Raw genomic sequence first — 17,036 nt, forward strand, 5'->3', positions numbered from 1 at the left:
TCACACCGCACTCTCGTCTGGACTTGAACTGCAAAAAGATTCGCCCTCCGACCCTATCGCGCCCGAGATCCCCGGCAGTACCGGAATTCGGGGACTGGCGTGATCATCTTGTACGCAGCGCATCCGGGCCAGTACCCTCCGTGTCCCATGCGACAGAAGACGTGGGGCAATCTTCCCTCGGAGCTGGGCGGGTTCATCGGCAGGGGTGCCGAACTCGACGCACTGGGGCGGCTTCTGGACTCCTCCCGGCTCGTGACCGTGACCGGGGTGGGCGGGGTGGGCAAGTCCCGGCTGGTGATCGCCGCGGCCCGGGCCGCCGCCGGGCCGGACGGCGGAGCGCCGCAGGAACGCTACTGCGACGGGGTCTGGCTGGCCGAGCTGGCGGCCGTACGGGATCCCGCGCTGCTGGAGATCGCCCTGTCCGAGGCGCTCGGGCTGACCGACCACACCACCCGGCCGCCCCGGACCGTGCTGGCCGAGCACCTGGCCGGACGGCGGCTGCTCCTGGTCCTGGACGGCTTCGAGCAGCTCGTCGACGAGACGGCCGAGCTGGTACGGGAGCTGCTGCGCCGCTCCCCCGGTCTGCGGGTGCTCGCGGCCGGGCGGCGCCCGCTGGCCCTGGACGGGGAGCTGGCGTTCCCGCTGGCCCCGCTCGACGGGGAGGCGGCGCTGGCCCTGCTGACCGCGCGGGCCTCGGCGGCGGACCCCGCGTTCCGGGTGACCGGGGCGGACCGGGCGGCGCTGGCCGAGCTCTGCGCCCGCCTCGACGGGATCCCGCTCGCCCTGGAGCTGGCGGCGGCCCGGTTGCGCGCGCTGTCCCCCGCGCAGGTCCTGGCCCGCCTGGAGGACCGGTTCGTGCTGCTGACGGGCGGCGCGCGCGGGGTGCTCCCCCGGCACCGGACACTGCGCACCGCCATCGGCTGGAGCCACGAGCTGTGCACGCCCGCGGAGCGGCTGCTGTGGGCGCGGCTCTCGGTCTTCGCCGGGCAGTTCGACCTCGATGCCGCCGAGTACGTGTGCGCGGGCCCCGACCTGCCGGTGGACAGCGTGCTCGATCTGGTCGGGGAGCTCCTGGCGCAGTCCCTCCTGGTCCGGGAGGAGTGCCCGACCGGGGTCCGCTACCGGATGCTGGAGACCGTACGGGCGTACGGAGCGGGGTGGCTGGAGTCGACGGGTGACACCGGGCGGCTGCGGCGGCGGCACCGGGACTGGTACATGGGTCTGGCGACCTGGTGCGAGACGGACTGGTTCAGCCCCCGCCAGGAGGAGGTGGCCGCCCTGGTGGAGGCGGAGCTGCCGAACCTGCGGCTCGCCCTGGAGTGCTGCCTGGACGAGCCGGACGAGGCGCACTTGGGCCAGTACCTGGCGGGCACCCTGTGGTTCTACTGGGCGGGCTGCGGCCGGCTGACCGAGGGCAGGCACTGGCTGGACCGGAGCCTGGAGGGCCGGGGCGGGACCGCGGACGGGTACGAGCCCTCGCGGCTGAAGGCGCTGTGGGTATTGGGCTACGTGTGCGCCCTCCAGGGGGACGCGGTGGCCGCCACGAGCGCCCTGTACGAGTGCCGGGACGGCGCGGCCCGCAGCGGCAACGCCCTGGCCTCGGCCTACGCGGTGCACCGGCTCGGCTGCCTGGCGCTGGTGTCGGACGACATGGAGCGGGCCGGGGAACTGCTGGGCTCGGCGCTGGAGCGCTACCGGGACGCGGGCGAGCTGAACAGCAACGTACTGATGTGCCAGGTGGAGCTGGGCATGGCGCTGGCGTTCCAGGGGGAGCCGGCGGGCGCGCTGTCCCTGTGCGAGGAGGTCCGGGAGATCTGCGAGGAACGCGGGGAGCGCTGGACGAAGGCGTACGCCCTGTACGTGCTCGCGTACGCGGCCCTGGACACGGGGGCGACGGCGGAGGCGCGGCGGCTGCTCACCGAGTGCGTGGAGATCAACCACGCCTTCCACGATCTGGTGGGGCTGGTGCTGGCGCTGGAACTGCTGGCCCTGGTGACCGTCTCGGAGGGCGACGCGGCCGAGGCCGCGGTGCTCCAGGGGGCGGCCGAGCCGCTGTGGGACGGGGTGGGGCTGCGGCTCTTCGGCTCGGGGTACTTCAACGCACCGCGGCTGATGTGCCAGGAGCGGGCCGGCGAGGCGCTGGGGGCCGAGCGCTACGCGGCGCACGCGGCCGACGGCCGGATGCTGAGCCGAGAGGCGCTGGTGGGGCGCGCGCTGGACGGGCTGACCGGGGAGACGGGCTCCGGCCGGGAAAGCGGAAAACCCGCCGCCCCCCGGAGGGGACGGCGGGTTTCCACCAGCCTGTGAGGGCTACGCCTGCCGGAAGATCAGCGGGCGTAGTACTCGACGACGAGCTGCTCGTCGCAGATGACCGGGATTTCCTTGCGGTTCGGGTCGCGGTCCAGGCGGAAGGCCAGGGCCTTCAGGTTGACCTGCAGGTAACGGGGGGTCTCGCCCTCGCCTGCGTAGCCACCCTCACGGGCGACCTGGAACGGAACCTTCTCGCGGCTGCGCTCGCGCACGGTCACGACGTCGTCCGGGCGGACACGGAACGACGGCTTGTCGACCTTGCCACCGTTGACCTCGATGTGGCCGTGAACGACCATCTGGCGGGCCTGGTAGATGGTGCGGGCGATGCCCGAACGCAGGACCAGGGCGTCGAGGCGACGCTCGAGCTCGACGACCAGCGCCTCGCCCGTCTTGCCCTCGGCCTTCTTGGCGCGGTCGTACGCGCGGGCCATCTGACGCTCAGAGATGTCGTACTGAGCGCGCAGACGCTGCTTCTCGAGCAGACGGACCTTGTAGTCCGAGTTCTGCTTGCGGCCACGGCCGTGCTCGCCCGGCGGGTAGGGGCGAGCCTCGAAGTACTTGACGGCCTTCGGGGTCAGCGCAATGCCGAGGGCACGCGACTTCTTGACCTTGGGTCGCTTCTGGTTCACGGGGAACCTACCTCCATGTAAGTTAGGTGAGGCTTACCTTAGCGAGGAGGACGTAATGTCTCGACCACATGGGATCCCCCTGCCCAGTGCGCGCCGCAGTTCGGATTCCAACGAAACAGAATCCGCTTGCGCCGACGATAGGCAAGGTCAGCCGCGTCCCAGGGAAGGCGTTCGGCAGCTCACCGGAGCCGAACGCGTACGAACCCTCGTAGAGTCCAACGCCTCAGTATCCCTCACGCTGATCGGTGCTCGTGACGCGCACGCTTCCGAGGAGTTTGGGACAGGGATGCCGGTCGCACGGACCGTCACCCCGGACGGGGACGTGATTCTCCTTGTATCCGGGGAATCCGCGGCTGCCAGGGCTGCCGCTCACGCCCAGGACGACGACCTCACCGCCGTGATCGAGATCACGGATGTGGCGCCGGTGTCCGTGCCACATCGTATCCGAGGCCGTGCCTGGCTGGCCGGGTGGCTGACCCCGGTGCGCGGGGACGACCGCGCGGTGTGCGCGGCGCTGCTGGCGGAACGGCAGCCGGTCGGCGAACTGCTCGGCCTCGTGGAGTCCCAGGACGCGCCGCACTCCGGACGCCCGGCGTGGATGCTGCTCCGTCTGGAGGTCGGCGAGATCTCGGTGGACGACCTGTGGGGCGCCGAGCACGTGGACCCCGACGACCTCGCCGCGGCCGAGCCGGACCCCCTGGTCGGCCACGAGGCGGAGCTCCTCCAGCACCTGCACGCCGCCCACGGCGACCGGCTCGGCGGACTGTCCGGCCTGCTGGGCCCTCGGGAGGCGGACGGCATGAGGGCCGTCCCGCTCGCCCTGGACCGGCTGGGCCTGCGCGTCCGCTTCACGGACTCCCCGGCCGGCTCCTTCGACGCCCGCTTCGACTTCCCGGAGCCCGTGGCGGACGTCTGCGGCCTGCGCCGGGCGATGCGCACGCTGTTCTCGGCGGCCTCTCACTGAGCCGTCCTCACGGGGGGCAGTCGGCGAGCAACTCCTCCAGCGCGAGCTTCTCGGGCGGGGTCACGGACAGGCCGTACCTGGCCTTGACGCCGGTGTAGCGGCGCCCGTACTCGCACCAGTACGCGCGGCGCGGCGGCTTCCACTTGTCGGCGGTCCTGCTGCCCTTGTCCTGGTTGGTCTGCTTGTCGACGGCGAGCAGTACGTCGAGGTCGTTGGCGTACTCCAGCCTGCGCTGCGGGGTCCATCCGTACGCCCCGGCCCGCCAGGCCGCGCCGAGCGCGACGACGTGGTCGGTCTGGATCTGCGAGGCGCGGCGGTAGGTGTAGGGGAGCTCCTTGCCGGTGTACGGGTCGCGCAGCAGCCCGGAGAGCACCACGCAGGGGTTGCGGTCGCCCTCGCGCAGCTCGCTCAGGTCCCGCCGCAGCACGTCGTCCCGGGTTATCTGCACTTCCTTCCTGCTCTCGATGCACATGAGGGACAGGCGTAACCCTCACCTGTGGCTCGCCGTTATCAGTCACACCATGAGGCACATGAGCGACATCGACGGAAGAGCACAGTTGCCATGACGTTACGTACGGAGAAGGCCGTCTCTCCCACCACCGGCGAGGTGACCTGGCTCCTGGTGGACCAGCAGACGTACCGCCTCCATCCCGAGGCTCGGGAGTTCGCCCTGTACCTGCGCGGGGCGGGCCGCTCGCCACAGACCCAGCGCGCGTACGTCCCCCGGGTCGGTCGATTCCTCACATGGTGTGCGGAGCGGGGTATCGACTGGAAGACCGCTCGGCTCGGGGACATGGCCTTGTTCAAGTTCCATGTCGAGCAGACGCCGACCCGACGGGGGCAGCTGCCGTCCGGCAAGACGGTCAACGCCACGCTCACGGCGGTGTGCGAGTTCCTGCGCTTCTGCGCCGTGCAGGGCCACGTGGCCCATGAGGTGGCCGCCCGGCTCAGCGAACCTCGCTTCCTCGCCCACGCCCCGAGCGGCTTCGACCCGGGCGAGGGTGGCCAGCACCTGATGGTGAAGGCCCGCGTCCTGAAAGCGCCAGAAATCGAGCTGGCACCTGCCACTCTCACCGAACCTCAGGTGGGTCAGATCCTCCAATCCGCACACACCGCCCGCGACCGGCTGCTGCTGACCGTTCTCGTGACAGGCGGCCTCCGGATCGGAGAGGCGCTCGGACTGCGGCGGGAGGATATGCATCTGCTCCCGGACTCCACGCACCTCGGGTGCCGGACTCGTGGCGCCCACCTGCACGTGCGACCACGCCAGGACAACGAGAACGGAGCCCGCGCGAAAGCCGGCCGCCATCGGATGGTGCCGCTGGCACAGGGGGCGGTTCACCGGTATCGCGAACACCTCGCCGAGCGAGAGGGGGTGAGCGAAGCCGCCGACTGCGACTACGTGTTCGTCAATCTCGCCGGCGGCTATGCGGGCCGCCCGATGACCTACTCCAACGCCAAGCAGGTCATCGAGCGGATCGGGAAGCGCTGCGGGTTCCGGGCCCGCCCGCACATGATGCGGCACACGGCGGCGACTCAGTGGATCCGGGGCGGAGTCGCCCCTGATGTCGTGCAGACCCTGCTGGGACATGCGTCCTCGGCAAGCACCGCCGTCTATCTGCACGCCCAGGACGAGGATCTGCGTGCCGCTGTCGACCGTCTCAACCCAGAGGTCGCCCGATGACGCCTGCCGTCGCCCTCGCCGTTGTCGCACCACGCGACCGTAGCGGTCCCGAGTGGTCCGACTGGCTCTCCAGGCTTCTCGCTCCCGCATGGCGGACGAGCGAGTGGGATGTCAGTAGAGCGCTGTTCACAGCAGACCTGAGCAATCCGGCGACCAGTGTTTTCGAATGTGCCGTGATGGCCTGCACCACTCATGTGGGGAGCAACGGCAGCCGTTGCGAGGCGTGCAAGAAGGCCCGCCACCTCCAGGGCACTCCGGCGGACTTCGACGCACGCCCCGGTGTCATCCCTGCGCCGACCCAACGTCACCGACGGCGTCCAGCCCGGAGTGTCACAGTTCTCGCTGGCCAGAGTGGCCCCGGACGTGCGCCAAGAGATGCTCTACGGCCTCCAGCAACGTGATGCCGCCGGAATCAACCTGGTTCCCCAACGCGTCCGCCATCTCGTGGCCCGACTGCCCTCAGGACTTGACTCACTCCTGAACCTGGGTGAGGACTTCGTCTCAAGGCTGCCGGCTGCTACGGCAGGCGTGCTCAACGGCATCCTGCTCCATGCGCGCCGCGCCCGTGTCGAGTTCGAGGGTACCGACCCCACCACCGGTGACGTGTGGGAAAGCGCTCTGGTAGGGCTCACTGCCGGGCGCGGGCGAAAGTACGTTGCAGTCCATGGGGTCATCGACTTCCGCCCTGTCCGCCAGCAGTGGCTTCGTGAACTGCTCAAGGAGTACGGCCGTACGGCTCGGCCGTGCGTCCTCGACCTGAGGCAGACCGTGTACGCGGCAGCGATCGCTTCCGCTGCCTTGGCGCACCGCCCGGACGGCGAGGTGCCCGAGCGGTTGTCGATGGCGGACATGAACTCCGTCGTGGACATGTTCCGCATCACGAAGCGTCCCGAGGATGGTCACGACTACTCCACCAGTCACCGCAGGGCTCTTCTCCGCTCCTGGCACACGTTCCTCGAGTTCGCGCGCCAGGCCGGGATGATGGACCACGTACCCGGGGGCTTCGCCCTCAACCCCCGCTTCCACAACATCGCCGCAGTGGAAGACTCCGAGGACGACATCGGACGGGCCGTTCCCGAACACGTCATCGCCCAGCTCGACGCGCACATCGCCCTGCTGGGCACCTCGACCGCGTACGAGAGCGGCGGCTGGACAGCCGCCGACTTCGCGCGGATGTACCAGGTGGTCTACGGGATTCTCCAGGACACCGGCCGCCGCCCGGGCGAGGTCACCAGCCTGCGCCGCGACTGCCTGGAGTGGATCGACGGCAAGCCGACCTTGATCTACGACAACCACAAGCGACGCCGACACGGCCGCCGCCTCCCGGTCTCCGCGAGCACCGCCCAGGCGATCGAGGCCTGGCAAAGGCAACTCGACCGTCTCCCGGCCGTCCCGGCATGCACCCAGTGGCTGTTTCCTTCTCCGGGACAACGCAACCGGCCTCGTCGTGGTCACCTGACCTCCGCACAGTTCTGCAACAGGATCTTCCGCGACTGGGTGGACGAACTGATCCCGGACATCGTGGACGAGCGCCTGAACGACGACGGTGATCCTCTCTCCTACGACCGCACCCAGATCGTCCCGTACGGCTTCCGCCACGCGTACGCCCAGCGCCATGCGGACGCCGGGACCCGTCCCGATGTCCTCCGGGAACTCATGGACCACCGATCGCTGGACGTCACGATGGGCTACTACAAGGTCTCCCTCAGCAGAAAGCAGGAGGCTGTCAGAACGGTCGCGGCGCTCGCCGTCGATCGGCACGGCGAATCCCGCGGCTTCGGGGATCCCCTGGCCTACGAAGTGGAGAGCGTCGGTGTCCCGTACGGCGGCTGCACCGAGCCGAGCAACGTCAAAGCCGGAGGCGGGCACTGCCGCATCCGCTTCCAGTGCGCCGGCTGCGACTTCTACCGGCCGGATCCCTCCTACCTTCCTGCCCTTGAACAGCAGATCGCGGACCTGCGGGCCGACAAGGAGGCAGCCTCGGCCATGGAAGCCGCCGACTGGGTCGTCCGCAACCTCGACGACCAGATCCGCGCCTACTCGAAGTCGGCCATCGAGATGCGGCGAAGGCTCGACGCCATGCCCGCCGAGGAACGGGCGATCGTCGAGTCGGCCTCACGGGAACTGCGCAAGGCGCGCTCGGCCGCAGCCTTCATCCCCGTGCAAGCGCTGACGACGCGGAGCCCCCAATGAAGCGAACGACCCCCGCCGAAACCAACGGCCGGGACGCACGGGTCGAGCGCCTGCGCGCCAGCCGCACCCAGGACAGCGAGGCCAAGACTGCGCGCGCGCTCGACGCGGTACGCAGTCTTCTCAGAGCGGGCAGACGGATCACCACCGCCCAGGTGGCCCGAGACGCATCGGTGTCCACATGGTTCGTCTACAACCAGCCCCAAGTACGCGACGCCGTCCAGAGCGGCATCGCCACCCAGCGCGAACAGGGTCTGCAGAGACCTCCTGCTCCGGGCAGGCACCAGGTGTCACCCGCTGGCCTGCAAACGGAGCTCGCGCTGGCACGGGACGAGATCAGGGACCTCAGGAAGGAACGGGACCGACTCCGAGAACGTGTCCGGCTGTCCTTGGGAGCGGAAATCGAGGAGGTCGACCGCAATCGGCTGGTGGAACGCGTCCAGCAGCTGGAGCGTGACAACGCATCCCTGAGCGCGGAATTGACAAGCACCCGGGACCAACTGGCGGCCATGGAGGGACGTCTGCTGGAGACCGAGGACGATCTCACAGCCGCCAGGGCGGGACTCAGGCGCGCCATGCGGTCTGTGTCCCCACGCTGACCCCTACGAGGCCCATCCGGCGCGGCCGAGGAGGTCGGCCGCTGCCATCCGGACGTTTGGGTTCTCGTCGTGCAGGAGCGCCCGGGCTGCCGAGCCGTAGGCAGGCTCATCGTGGGTGACCTGCAGCAGATAGACCAAGGCGCGTCGTCTGACCCAGTGGTCCGGATCGCTCAGTGCCTGCGCAAGTGCCTCAGCTGACCCGCTGTACAGCTCTGCCAGTGTCTTTGCTGCCTCCATACGAACTCCGCGGTCAGGATCACCGGCGAGGGCCGCCAGCAACGCGTCTCGGGCACCACTGGCAAGAGGGAGACGACCGCCCAGTGTGTAGGCGGCTGTACCTCGCTCGCAGGCAGAATCCGAGCCGGTCAGCTGATCGACGAGTTCCTCATAGCTGCCTTGGTGTTGGCCGCGGAGGTCGGGGGCAAGCCCGTCTTCAGGCAGACCGTCGAGCCAGTGCTCGTACCAGCTGAGGAAGTCCGGCTGGGGGAGGAACGTCGGTGGCGTGGCCAAGTCTCCGAGGTTGGCGTCCAGGAGTCTGCCTCGGGCGGGCCCGGTGATGACCAGCAATGTCATCTCCAGGCAGCCCCGGTGGACAACAGGATGGGTGCCCGCGTACGGATCAACCTGATCAGCGCAGAGCGACCACTGCTGGGGTATACCGCCGGTCGGATCCAGGGCAAAAGGCTGCCCCAGTTGTTGGCGGGCATCAGGGATGTCACGGACGTTCCAGCGGGTCAGCGGCAGAAGGCCGTAGTCGGGGCCTATGCCTCCGTTGCCGACTTCGCGTAGGAACGTGCGATACGCGGAGGGAAGGCGGGCGCCGTGGACCGCTTCGAAGGCGGCCACGCGCTGCTCGCTGAGCGGGGGACCGAGCCGTCGGCCGCCAGGTGCTCGTACGAAGGTCCGCGGACGAGGGACCGGCTCCGAGCACGCTGCGGACAGCTTGGTGTGAATGCGGGCGACGACGTCGTCCATGGGTCTTCTTCCGAGATGCGGCGAAACGTTGAGTGTGCCGCGTTCGCCGACATCCTATGCCGAGGCGCCTCAGGGCCAAGAGGGCCGGCTGTCGGTCCGCCCTGTCGCAGCCGCCGAGATTGACCTGTGACTCATGTGCCTCTCAGTACGCACAGTCAACGATCCCCCACGTACCCTGCGAGAACAGCTCAACCATGGCGCGAAGCATAGAGATAACCCGGGTGTCGCACCCGTTGCGGCCGCCGACGGCGTCGGTCTCGTCCGACCAGGTACGGCCGAACTCCTCCCTCTTGTACGTCTCCCAGTTCCTGCCCCACTCGACCGTGAGCTTCGCCAGGTGGGCCTTGGCGGTGGCGGCGCTTGGGGGGAATCCGGCGCCGACGAGTGGTACCCGGGCGAATGGCGCCGCTCGCTGCGGGACGTCGTGGTGACACCCGCCGAGCAGTAGTCCCGCCGCGGCGACGATCAGCGGAATCCGGGCTTCCATGCGGGGAGCCTAGGCCGGGGCCGCCGATCCGGCCCGGCCGACACGTCTGCCGCTGCGCGGCCGGTCCCCTACCCGCCCTTCCACCGTTCCCGCCTCAATCGCCGGCGGAGCTGGGAAATCCAGCCCCGCCGAGCGGAAATCCAGCCCCGCCGGCGTTTGAGGCGCGGGGTCCGGGGCGGAGCCCCGGCAGCGGCGCCGCAGCCTCACGCCCCGCGCAACCGCTCCCGGACCTTCTCCACCACGTCCGCGTAGCGGGCTTCGGCCCCGTAACGGGTCGGCTCGTAGTACCGCTTCCCGTGGACCTCGTCCGGCGCGTACTGCTGCGCCGCGATCCCGCCCGGCACGTCGTGGGGGTACACGTACCCCACCGCGTGCCCCAGCTTCGCCGCGCCCTTGTAGTGCCCGTCCCGCAGGTGCGTCGGCACGGACCCCGCCAGCCCGGCGCGGACGTCGGCCAGCGCCGCCCCGATCGCGGTCGTGGCGGTGTTCGACTTCGGGGCCAGCGCCAGCGCGATGGTGGCGTGGGACAGCGTCAGCGCGGCCTCCGGGAAGCCGATCATCGCCACCGCCTGGGCCGCGGCCACCGCGAGCGGCAGGGCCGTCGGGTCCGCGAGGCCGATGTCCTCGCTCGCCGAGATCATCAGGCGGCGCGCGATGAACCGCGGGTCCTCGCCCGCCTCGATCATCCGCGCTAGGTAGTGCAGCGCCGCGTCCACGTCCGAGCCGCGGATCGACTTGATCAGCGCGCTCGCCACGTCGTAGTGCTGGTCGCCGTCCTTGTCGTAGCGGACCGCCGCCCGGTCGACGGCCTCCTCCACCGTCTGCAGGGTGATCTCGGCCTCGTCCTTGGCGATCGCCGACCCGGCCGCGGCCTCCAGCGCGGTCAGCGCCCGCCGCGCGTCGCCACCGGCGATCCGCAGCAGGTGCGCCTCGGCGTCCGCCGGCAGGCTCACCGCTCCGCCGAGGCCCCGCTCCTCCGTCAGCGCGCGCCGCATCAGCCCGCTCAGGTCCCCGTCCGTCAGCGGTTCCAGGGTCAGCAGCAGCGAGCGCGACAGCAGCGGGGAGATGATCGAGAAGTACGGGTTCTCCGTCGTCGCGGCGATCAGCGTCACCCAGCGGTTCTCCACCGCGGGCAGGAGCGAGTCCTGCTGCGCCTTGCTGAAGCGGTGGATCTCGTCGAGGAAGAGGACGGTCTCCTTGCCGTATCCGCCGGCCGCGCGCTTCGCGCCCTCGATGACGGCTCGGACCTCCTTCACGCCGGCCGTGATGGCGGACAGCTCCACGAAGCGCTTCTGCGTGGCCTGACTGACCACGTACGCGAGGGTGGTCTTGCCGATGCCGGGCGGCCCCCAGAGGATCACCGACGAGGCACCGGCCGGTCCGCCGGCGCCCTCCCCCACCAGTCGCCGCAGCGGGGAGCCGGGCTTCAGGAGGTGCTGCTGGCCGACGACCTCGTCCAGGGTGCGCGGGCGCATGCGGACGGCGAGCGGAGAGCTCGACGGGTCCTTCTCCTGGCGGTCTTCGGCAGCGGCGGTGAAGAGGTCTGGTTCCACACAGGAAGCCTATGCGAGGCCGCCGACACTCCTTACGGGCCTCAGGAGGTCCAGAAGTCCCACCAGCGGGTCAGGATCAGCATTCCGATGATCCCGACGTGCAGTACGGGCGGCACCCACGCGAACTCGTCGAGGAAGGCCCTCAGCCAGCCCGGAGCGGGCAGCATCCCCTCGCGCACGTTGTGCGCGGTGACGTACCAGAACATGAAGATCGTCGCGACCCAGGCCAGGCAGCACCACAGGCAGAGCGAGTTGATGTTGTACAGCGACTGGTACATCAGCCAGCCGCAGAAGACGACGCCGAAGAGCATGCCCGCGTTCAGGGTCAGCCAGTACCAGCGGCTGAACCGGGCGCCGGCCAGGATGCTCATGCCGACGCAGATCACGATGCCGTAGCAGACCAGTCCGAGCATCGGGTTCGGGAAGCCGAAGACGGCCGCCTGCTCGCTCTTCATGATGTTGCCGCAGGAGACGATCGGGTTCAGGCTGCAGCCCGGGGTGAAGTTCGGGTCCTCCAGCAGCTTGAACTTGTCGATCGTGATCACCCAGGCGGCGAGCAGCCCCAGGGCCCCCGTGATCACCAGCAGCAGGGCGAGCGCCCGGCTGCCGCCGATGGTGGTCCTCGGGGAGGTGTCCGCGTCCGTGCCTCGTGCCGTCATACCGCCCGCTCCACATCTGCAAGGTCAACAAGCACGGGTCATTGTGCCGTACCGCCCCGGGTGTCCACCGTTCGACGGGGATAAGGACCCGTGCACGGGGGGACCGGCATCGCGGATTCCGCCACACCATGTGGGACATGACACAGAACGCGGTGGAAGTACGGGGGCTTCGCAAACAGTACGGCGAAGTCACCGCGGTGGACGGGCTGGATCTGACGATCCGGCAGGGCGAGGTCTTCGGCATCCTCGGCCCCAACGGGGCGGGAAAGAGCACCACGGTGGAGATCCTCCAGGGTCACCGGGAGCGGGACGGCGGGGAGGTGACCGTCCTCGGCGCCGACCCGGCGACCGGCGGCCGGACCTGGCGTTCACGGATCGGGATCGTCTGGCAGGACGAGTCGGCTCCCGCCGAACTCACGGTGCGGGAGACGGTGGAGCACTTCGCCCGCTACTACCCGGCACCGCGCGACCCGGCGGAGGTCATCGCCCTCGTCGGCCTGGAGCAGAAGCGCGACCAGCGGGTGAAGGGCCTCTCCGGCGGCCAACGGCGGCGCCTGGACGTGGCGCTCGGCGTCATCGGCGACCCGGAGCTGCTGCTCCTCGACGAGCCGACCACGGGCTTCGACCCGGCGGCCCGCCGCCAGTTCTGGGACCTGATCCGGCAGTTGGCGGACGGGGGCACGACCATCGTGCTCACCACCCACTACCTGGAGGAGGCCGAGGCACTCGCCGACCGCCTCGCGGTCGTCGCGCGCGGCAAGGTCGTCGCCGAGGGCGACCCCGCGGGACTCCGCGCCCGCTTCGGCACCGGCGCCACCGTCGAGTGGACCGACCCCGACGGCGCCCCGAGGAGCGTGTCGACCGAGACGCCCACCCGTACGGTCGGCGAGCTCGCGGCCCGCTTCGACGGCGAGGTCCCGGGCCTGAGGGTGACCCGCCCGACCCTGGAGGACGTCTACCTCCGCCTCACGGGCCAGCTCACCGTGCCCGCGCAGGCCGGGACGCCCGAAGCCGCCCCTCAGGAGGAAGCCCGATGAGCACGACCGCCAAGTCCGCGCTCCCCGGCGCCTGGTCCCTTGGCCTCAGCCGGGGCGCCCTGGAGATCAAGCAGTTCGTCCGCCAGCGGGACGCGGTGATCTTCACCTTCGCCTTCCCCATCGTCTTCCTCGCCCTCTTCGCGTCGATCTTCGGCGAGGAGTTCGAGGGCACCGGGGTGACCGCCTCCCAGATCTACGCGGCGGGCATGGTCGCCGCCGGCATCATGTCCACGAGCTTCCAGTCGCTCGGCATCTCCATCGCCGTCGAACGGGACGAGAAGGTGCTGCGCCGGCTGCGCGGGACCCCGATGCCCCCGGCCGCGTACTTCCTCGGGAAGGTCTGGATGGTGCTCGCCACCGGGCTGGCCGAGACCGCGATCCTGCTGCTCGTCGGCTCCACCCTCTTCGGGCTCGACCTTCCCACCTCGGTCTCGAAGTGGCTCACCTTCGCGTGGATCTTCGTCCTGGGGCTGGCCGGCTGCGCCCTGCTGGGGATCGCCATCAGCAGCCTGCCCAAGTCCGGGAAGAGCGCCAGTTCCGTGGTGGTCCTGCCGTTCCTGATCCTGCAGTTCATCTCCGGCGTCTTCATCCCGGTCAACCAGATCCCCGATTGGCTGCTGAACATCGGCGCGCTGTTCCCGCTGAAGTGGATGTGCCAGGGGCTGCGGGGCGTGTTCCTGCCGGATTCCGCCGCCGTCATCGAACAGGCGGGCGCCTGGGAGTACGGGAAGACCGCCCTCGTCCTGGGGGCCTGGGTGGTCGGCGGTCTGGTGCTGTGCCTGCTGACCTTCCGGTGGAAGAACCGGCGCGACGGCTGAGGCCGCCCCATTTCAGCCCCGCCGGCGTTTGAGGCGCGGGGTCCGGGGCGGAGCCCCGGGAAACCGGGGGCACCTCCCAGCGGTAGCTGGGGGAGAAAGGGCGGGGCGGGGACAGCTCCGCGCAGCGGAACCCCCGCACCCGCCCTTCCGACGGTGTACGTCAGGCCAGGCGGGCCCGGACGGTGGCGACCAGCTCGGCGACCGGAACGGCCGCCTGCTCGCCGGACTCCATGTCCTTGAGCTGGACGACGCCCTCGGCGAGGTCACGCTCACCGGCGACCACCGTGAACCGCGCGCCCGAGCGGTTGGCGTCCTTCATCGCACCCTTGAGGCCCTTGCCCCCGTACGAGAAGTCCGCCGCCACCCCGGCCCTGCGCAGCTCGGTGACCGCACCGAACAGCAGGCGACGCGCCTCGGCGCCGATCGCCACGGCGAAGACGTCCGTCGTAGCCGGGATGTCCAGTTCCACGCCTTCCGCCTCCAGGGCGAGGACCGTGCGGTCGACGCCGAGCGCCCAGCCGACGGACGGCAGGGCCGGTCCGCCGATCATCTCGGACAGGCCGTCGTAGCGGCCGCCGCCGCCGACCGCGGACTGGGAGCCGAGACCGTCGTGGACGAACTCGAAGGTGGTGCGGGTGTAGTAGTCCAGGCCGCGCACCAGCTTCTCGTCGTCCTCGAAGGCGACCCCGGCGGCCGTGATCAGCTCACGGACCTCCTCGTGGTACGCCTTGCAGGCGTCGCACAGGTAGTCGCGCAGCATGGGCGCGCCCACGAGCTGCTTCTGGACGTCGGTCCGCTTGTCGTCGAGGACGCGCAGCGGGTTGATCTCGGCCCTGCGGACGGTCTCCTCGTCCAGGTCCAGCCCACGCAGGAACGCCTGCAGCGCCTCCCGGTACACCGGGCGGCACTCCTTGTCGCCCAGCGAGTTCAGCAGGATCCGGAAGTTGCGCAGGCCGAGCGCGCGGTACGCCTGGTCGGCCAGGATGATCAGCTCGGCGTCCAGGGCCGGGTCCTCGGCACCGATCGCCTCGGCGCCGACCTGCGAGAAGTGGCGGTAGCGGCCCTTCTGCGGGCGCTCGTATCGGTAGTACGAGCCGGAGTACCAGAGCTTGGCCGGCAGGTTGCCCTGCTTGTGCAGGCTCGCCTCCAGTGCCGCGCGCAGGACGGAGGCGGTGCCTTCCGGGCGCAGGGCGAGCTCGGAGCCGCCCTTCGTCGTGAGGGTGAACATCTCCTTCGTCACGATGTCGGTGGACTCACCGACACCACGGGCGAAGAGGTTCACGTCCTCGAAGCCGGGCGTCTCGACGTAGCCGTAACCGGCCTTCCGCAGCGGAGCGGAAATGGCCTCGCGGACCGCCAGGTACTTGGCCGAGTACGGCGGGATCAGGTCGTACGTGCCCTTGGGGGCCTTGAAAGTAGCCACGAAACTCTCGTCACATTCCTCGTCGTGGAGCGGCCGTCGGGTCCGCTGCCAGGCCGGCGGCGACCTCCCGCAGGTACGGGTTGGTCGCGCGCTCGCGGCCGATGGTGGTCTGGGGACCGTGGCCGGACAGCACCACGGTCGAGTCGTCGAGCGGCAGGCACACGCGGGCCAGCGACTCGAGCATCTCGGCGTGGGAGCCGCCGGGCAGGTCGGTGCGTCCGATGGAGCCGGCGAAGAGCAGGTCGCCCGAGAAGAAGACCGGCGGGACGTCGGCCAGCTCGGGCATCCGGAAGGTCACCGACCCCTTGGTATGCCCCGGCGCGTGCGCCACGGAGAAGTCCATGCCGGCCAGCTTCAGGCCGGCGCCGTCGGTCAGCTCGCGGACGTCGTCCGGCTCCCCCACGGTCAGCTCGCCCATGAGCGGCATCCCGATGGAACGGCCCAGGGCCTTCTCCGGGTCGCTCATCATGTAGCGGTCCTCGGGGTGGATCCAGGCCGGTACGTCGTGTGCTCCGCACACCGGGACGACCGAGGCCACATGATCGATGTGGCCATGGGTCAGCACGACCGCGACGGGCTTGAGCCGATGCTTCCTCAGCGTCTCCTCGACACCCTGGGTGGCCTGGTGGCCCGGGTCGATGATGACGCACTCCTCACCGGCGGCGGGGGCGACCACGTAACAGTTGGTCCCCCAGGCCCCGGCGGGGAACCCGGCAATCAGCACGTTCGTCCTCAATCGTCGTCCGGCGGGAGCTTGCAGATCGGAATGCTGCTGATCAGAGCCTACCGGCGCCCTTCATCACACAGCTAACCCATATACGGTACGGGCTATCCCAGCCCGGACAGCGGTACCAGAGACGCACAAGGAGACGACCCGGTGGTCACGAGCGATCAGCGGCGGCGACAGCTCGCCAGGGAGAAGTACGAGCGCCAGCAGAAGCGCCGGGCCGAGGCCCGCCAGAAGAGCCGCCGGCGCATGGCGGTGATCGGCGCGGCGGTGGCCGTGGTCGTGGCGACGCTGGTCGGCCTCATCGTGGGCGGCGTCTTCGACGGCGACAAGAAGAAGACGGCGGCGGAGCCGTCGGCGACCCCGTCCGCGGCGCCGTCGCCCAAGCAGTCCCCGTCCCCGCCGATGGCGATCGACCAGAAGGCGAAGTACACCTTCGCCCTCAAGACGAGCGCGGGCGACATCGCCTTCACGATGGACGCGGCGAAGACCCCGCAGACCGTGAACTCGTTCAAGTCGCTCGCCGACAAGGGCTTCTTCGACAACACGAAGTGCCACCGGCTGACGTCCGGCGGGATCTTCGTGCTCCAGTGCGGTGACCCCCAGGGCACCGGCATGGGCGGCCCCGGCTACAACATCCCGGACGAGAACCTGGACTCGCTGGGCAAGCCGAACGACCAGGGTCAGGTCGTCTACCCGGCGGGCACGGTGGCCATGGCCAACACCGGCCGGCCCGGCTCGGGCGGCAGCCAGTTCTTCCTGGTCTACAAGGACAGCCCGCTGGCGCCTTCGTACACCCCCTTCGGCAAGATCGACGCCGCGGGCATGAAGGTCCTCGACGAGATCGCCAAGGCCGGTACGGTCGACGGCGGCCAGGACGGGGCACCGAAGAACGAGGTGAAGATCGAGAAGGGCACCGTCACCCAGAACTGACGGAACGCGGCATCGGCCCGGCCGGCTTCCCCCGTACGCCGATATTCC

16 protein-coding genes are annotated in these 17,036 nt (G+C 70.0%); 8 read left to right on the forward strand and 8 right to left on the reverse strand.

What is annotated here, in order from left to right; genetic code table 11:
* The first annotated feature begins 147 nt into the window (after positions 1-147).
* Complete coding sequence (locus ACFYYJ_RS20360) at positions 148-2,307, forward strand: ATP-binding protein (RefSeq protein WP_389134208.1); 2,160 nt, start codon at positions 148-150, stop codon at positions 2,305-2,307.
* Between the two features lie 20 nt (positions 2,308-2,327).
* Here ACFYYJ_RS20360 and rpsD read toward each other — a convergent pair whose 3' ends face one another.
* Entirely contained in the window at positions 2,328-2,939 is a 612-nt protein-coding gene (rpsD, locus tag ACFYYJ_RS20365; RefSeq protein ID WP_150520470.1) for a 30S ribosomal protein S4, read from the reverse strand.
* 55 nt (positions 2,940-2,994) lie between these two features.
* On the opposite strand from rpsD, the gene ACFYYJ_RS20370 reads away from it, so the two are divergent.
* Entirely contained in the window at positions 2,995-3,903 is a 909-nt protein-coding gene (locus ACFYYJ_RS20370; RefSeq protein WP_389134211.1) for a DUF2470 domain-containing protein, read from the forward strand.
* Positions 3,904-3,910: 7 nt separating this feature from the next.
* Here the strand turns inward: ACFYYJ_RS20370 and ACFYYJ_RS20375 are convergent, their stop codons facing one another.
* Positions 3,911-4,375, reverse strand: a complete 465-nt coding sequence (locus ACFYYJ_RS20375) for an HNH endonuclease family protein (RefSeq protein ID WP_389134214.1) — start codon at positions 4,373-4,375, stop codon at positions 3,911-3,913.
* 150 nt (positions 4,376-4,525) lie between these two features.
* On the opposite strand from ACFYYJ_RS20375, the gene ACFYYJ_RS20380 reads away from it, so the two are divergent.
* From ACFYYJ_RS20380 to ACFYYJ_RS20390, 3 genes are all read left to right on the forward strand, one after another.
* Complete coding sequence (locus ACFYYJ_RS20380) at positions 4,526-5,587, forward strand: tyrosine-type recombinase/integrase (RefSeq protein ID WP_389134216.1); 1,062 nt, start codon at positions 4,526-4,528, stop codon at positions 5,585-5,587.
* A gap of 279 nt (positions 5,588-5,866) precedes the next feature.
* A complete protein-coding gene (locus ACFYYJ_RS20385) occupies positions 5,867-7,780 on the forward strand; it encodes a tyrosine-type recombinase/integrase (protein ID WP_389134219.1) in 1,914 nt (637 codons plus the stop codon).
* The gene (locus tag ACFYYJ_RS20390; protein ID WP_389134221.1) at positions 7,777-8,376 is read left to right on the forward strand and encodes a DUF6262 family protein; all 600 of its coding nucleotides are present in this window, start codon (positions 7,777-7,779) and stop codon (positions 8,374-8,376) included. The genes ACFYYJ_RS20385 and ACFYYJ_RS20390 overlap by 4 nt, the downstream gene beginning before the upstream one ends.
* A gap of 3 nt (positions 8,377-8,379) precedes the next feature.
* Here the strand turns inward: ACFYYJ_RS20390 and ACFYYJ_RS20395 are convergent, their stop codons facing one another.
* From ACFYYJ_RS20395 to ACFYYJ_RS20410, 4 genes are all read right to left on the reverse strand, one after another.
* Positions 8,380-9,351, reverse strand: coding sequence for a HEAT repeat domain-containing protein (locus ACFYYJ_RS20395; RefSeq protein WP_389134223.1), 972 nt, complete (start codon positions 9,349-9,351; stop codon positions 8,380-8,382).
* Between the two features lie 142 nt (positions 9,352-9,493).
* Positions 9,494-9,838, reverse strand: coding sequence for a hypothetical protein (locus ACFYYJ_RS20400; RefSeq protein WP_389134225.1), 345 nt, complete (start codon positions 9,836-9,838; stop codon positions 9,494-9,496).
* A gap of 203 nt (positions 9,839-10,041) precedes the next feature.
* On the reverse strand, positions 10,042-11,391 hold the full coding sequence (locus tag ACFYYJ_RS20405) for a replication-associated recombination protein A (protein WP_389134227.1): 1,350 nt from the start codon (positions 11,389-11,391) through the stop codon (positions 10,042-10,044).
* 41 nt (positions 11,392-11,432) lie between these two features.
* On the reverse strand, positions 11,433-12,050 hold the full coding sequence (locus ACFYYJ_RS20410; protein ID WP_385132813.1) for a vitamin K epoxide reductase family protein: 618 nt from the start codon (positions 12,048-12,050) through the stop codon (positions 11,433-11,435).
* Between the two features lie 137 nt (positions 12,051-12,187).
* Between ACFYYJ_RS20410 and ACFYYJ_RS20415 the strand changes: the two genes are divergently transcribed.
* Both ACFYYJ_RS20415 and ACFYYJ_RS20420 read left to right on the forward strand, forming a co-directional pair.
* Complete coding sequence (locus ACFYYJ_RS20415; RefSeq protein ID WP_389134229.1) at positions 12,188-13,087, forward strand: ABC transporter ATP-binding protein; 900 nt, start codon at positions 12,188-12,190, stop codon at positions 13,085-13,087.
* Positions 13,084-13,905 (forward strand): ABC transporter permease, encoded by an 822-nt coding sequence (locus ACFYYJ_RS20420; RefSeq protein WP_385132808.1) that lies wholly within the window; start codon positions 13,084-13,086, stop codon positions 13,903-13,905. Before ACFYYJ_RS20415 ends, ACFYYJ_RS20420 begins: the two co-directional genes overlap by 4 nt.
* Positions 13,906-14,065: 160 nt before the next feature.
* Here the strand turns inward: ACFYYJ_RS20420 and hisS are convergent, their stop codons facing one another.
* Positions 14,066-15,328 carry a histidine--tRNA ligase gene (gene hisS, locus ACFYYJ_RS20425; protein WP_385366769.1) on the reverse strand — a complete coding sequence of 421 codons (1,263 nt, stop codon included), beginning with the start codon at positions 15,326-15,328 and terminating at the stop codon, positions 14,066-14,068.
* Positions 15,329-15,338: 10 nt separating this feature from the next.
* Entirely contained in the window at positions 15,339-16,052 is a 714-nt protein-coding gene (locus ACFYYJ_RS20430; protein ID WP_385132802.1) for an MBL fold metallo-hydrolase, read from the reverse strand.
* Between the two features lie 153 nt (positions 16,053-16,205).
* Here ACFYYJ_RS20430 and ACFYYJ_RS20435 point away from each other — a divergent pair, with 153 nt between their 5' ends.
* Complete coding sequence (locus ACFYYJ_RS20435; RefSeq protein WP_385366768.1) at positions 16,206-16,988, forward strand: peptidylprolyl isomerase; 783 nt, start codon at positions 16,206-16,208, stop codon at positions 16,986-16,988.
* The last annotated feature ends 48 nt before the right edge of the window (positions 16,989-17,036 follow it).

Origin of the sequence: Streptomyces sp. NPDC002467 (assembly GCF_042889825.1) — a bacterium.
In the GTDB taxonomy this organism is placed as follows: Bacteria; Actinomycetota; Actinomycetes; order Streptomycetales; family Streptomycetaceae; genus Streptomyces.

Bases quoted from the DNA above. Each gene is read 5' to 3' on its own strand.
- ACFYYJ_RS20360 (WP_389134208.1), top strand. From the start codon at position 148: ATGCGACAGAAGACGTGGGGCAATCTTCCCTCGGAGCTGGGCGGGTTC.
- ACFYYJ_RS20370 (WP_389134211.1), top strand. From the start codon at position 2,995: ATGTCTCGACCACATGGGATCCCCCTGCCCAGTGCGCGCCGCAGTTCG.
- ACFYYJ_RS20375 (WP_389134214.1), bottom strand. From the start codon at position 4,375: ATGTGCATCGAGAGCAGGAAGGAAGTGCAGATAACCCGGGACGACGTG.
- ACFYYJ_RS20390 (WP_389134221.1), top strand. From the start codon at position 7,777: ATGAAGCGAACGACCCCCGCCGAAACCAACGGCCGGGACGCACGGGTC.
- ACFYYJ_RS20395 (WP_389134223.1), bottom strand. From the start codon at position 9,351: ATGGACGACGTCGTCGCCCGCATTCACACCAAGCTGTCCGCAGCGTGC.
- ACFYYJ_RS20400 (WP_389134225.1), bottom strand. From the start codon at position 9,838: ATGGAAGCCCGGATTCCGCTGATCGTCGCCGCGGCGGGACTACTGCTC.
- ACFYYJ_RS20410 (WP_385132813.1), bottom strand. From the start codon at position 12,050: ATGACGGCACGAGGCACGGACGCGGACACCTCCCCGAGGACCACCATC.
- ACFYYJ_RS20415 (WP_389134229.1), top strand. From the start codon at position 12,188: ATGACACAGAACGCGGTGGAAGTACGGGGGCTTCGCAAACAGTACGGC.
- ACFYYJ_RS20420 (WP_385132808.1), top strand. From the start codon at position 13,084: ATGAGCACGACCGCCAAGTCCGCGCTCCCCGGCGCCTGGTCCCTTGGC.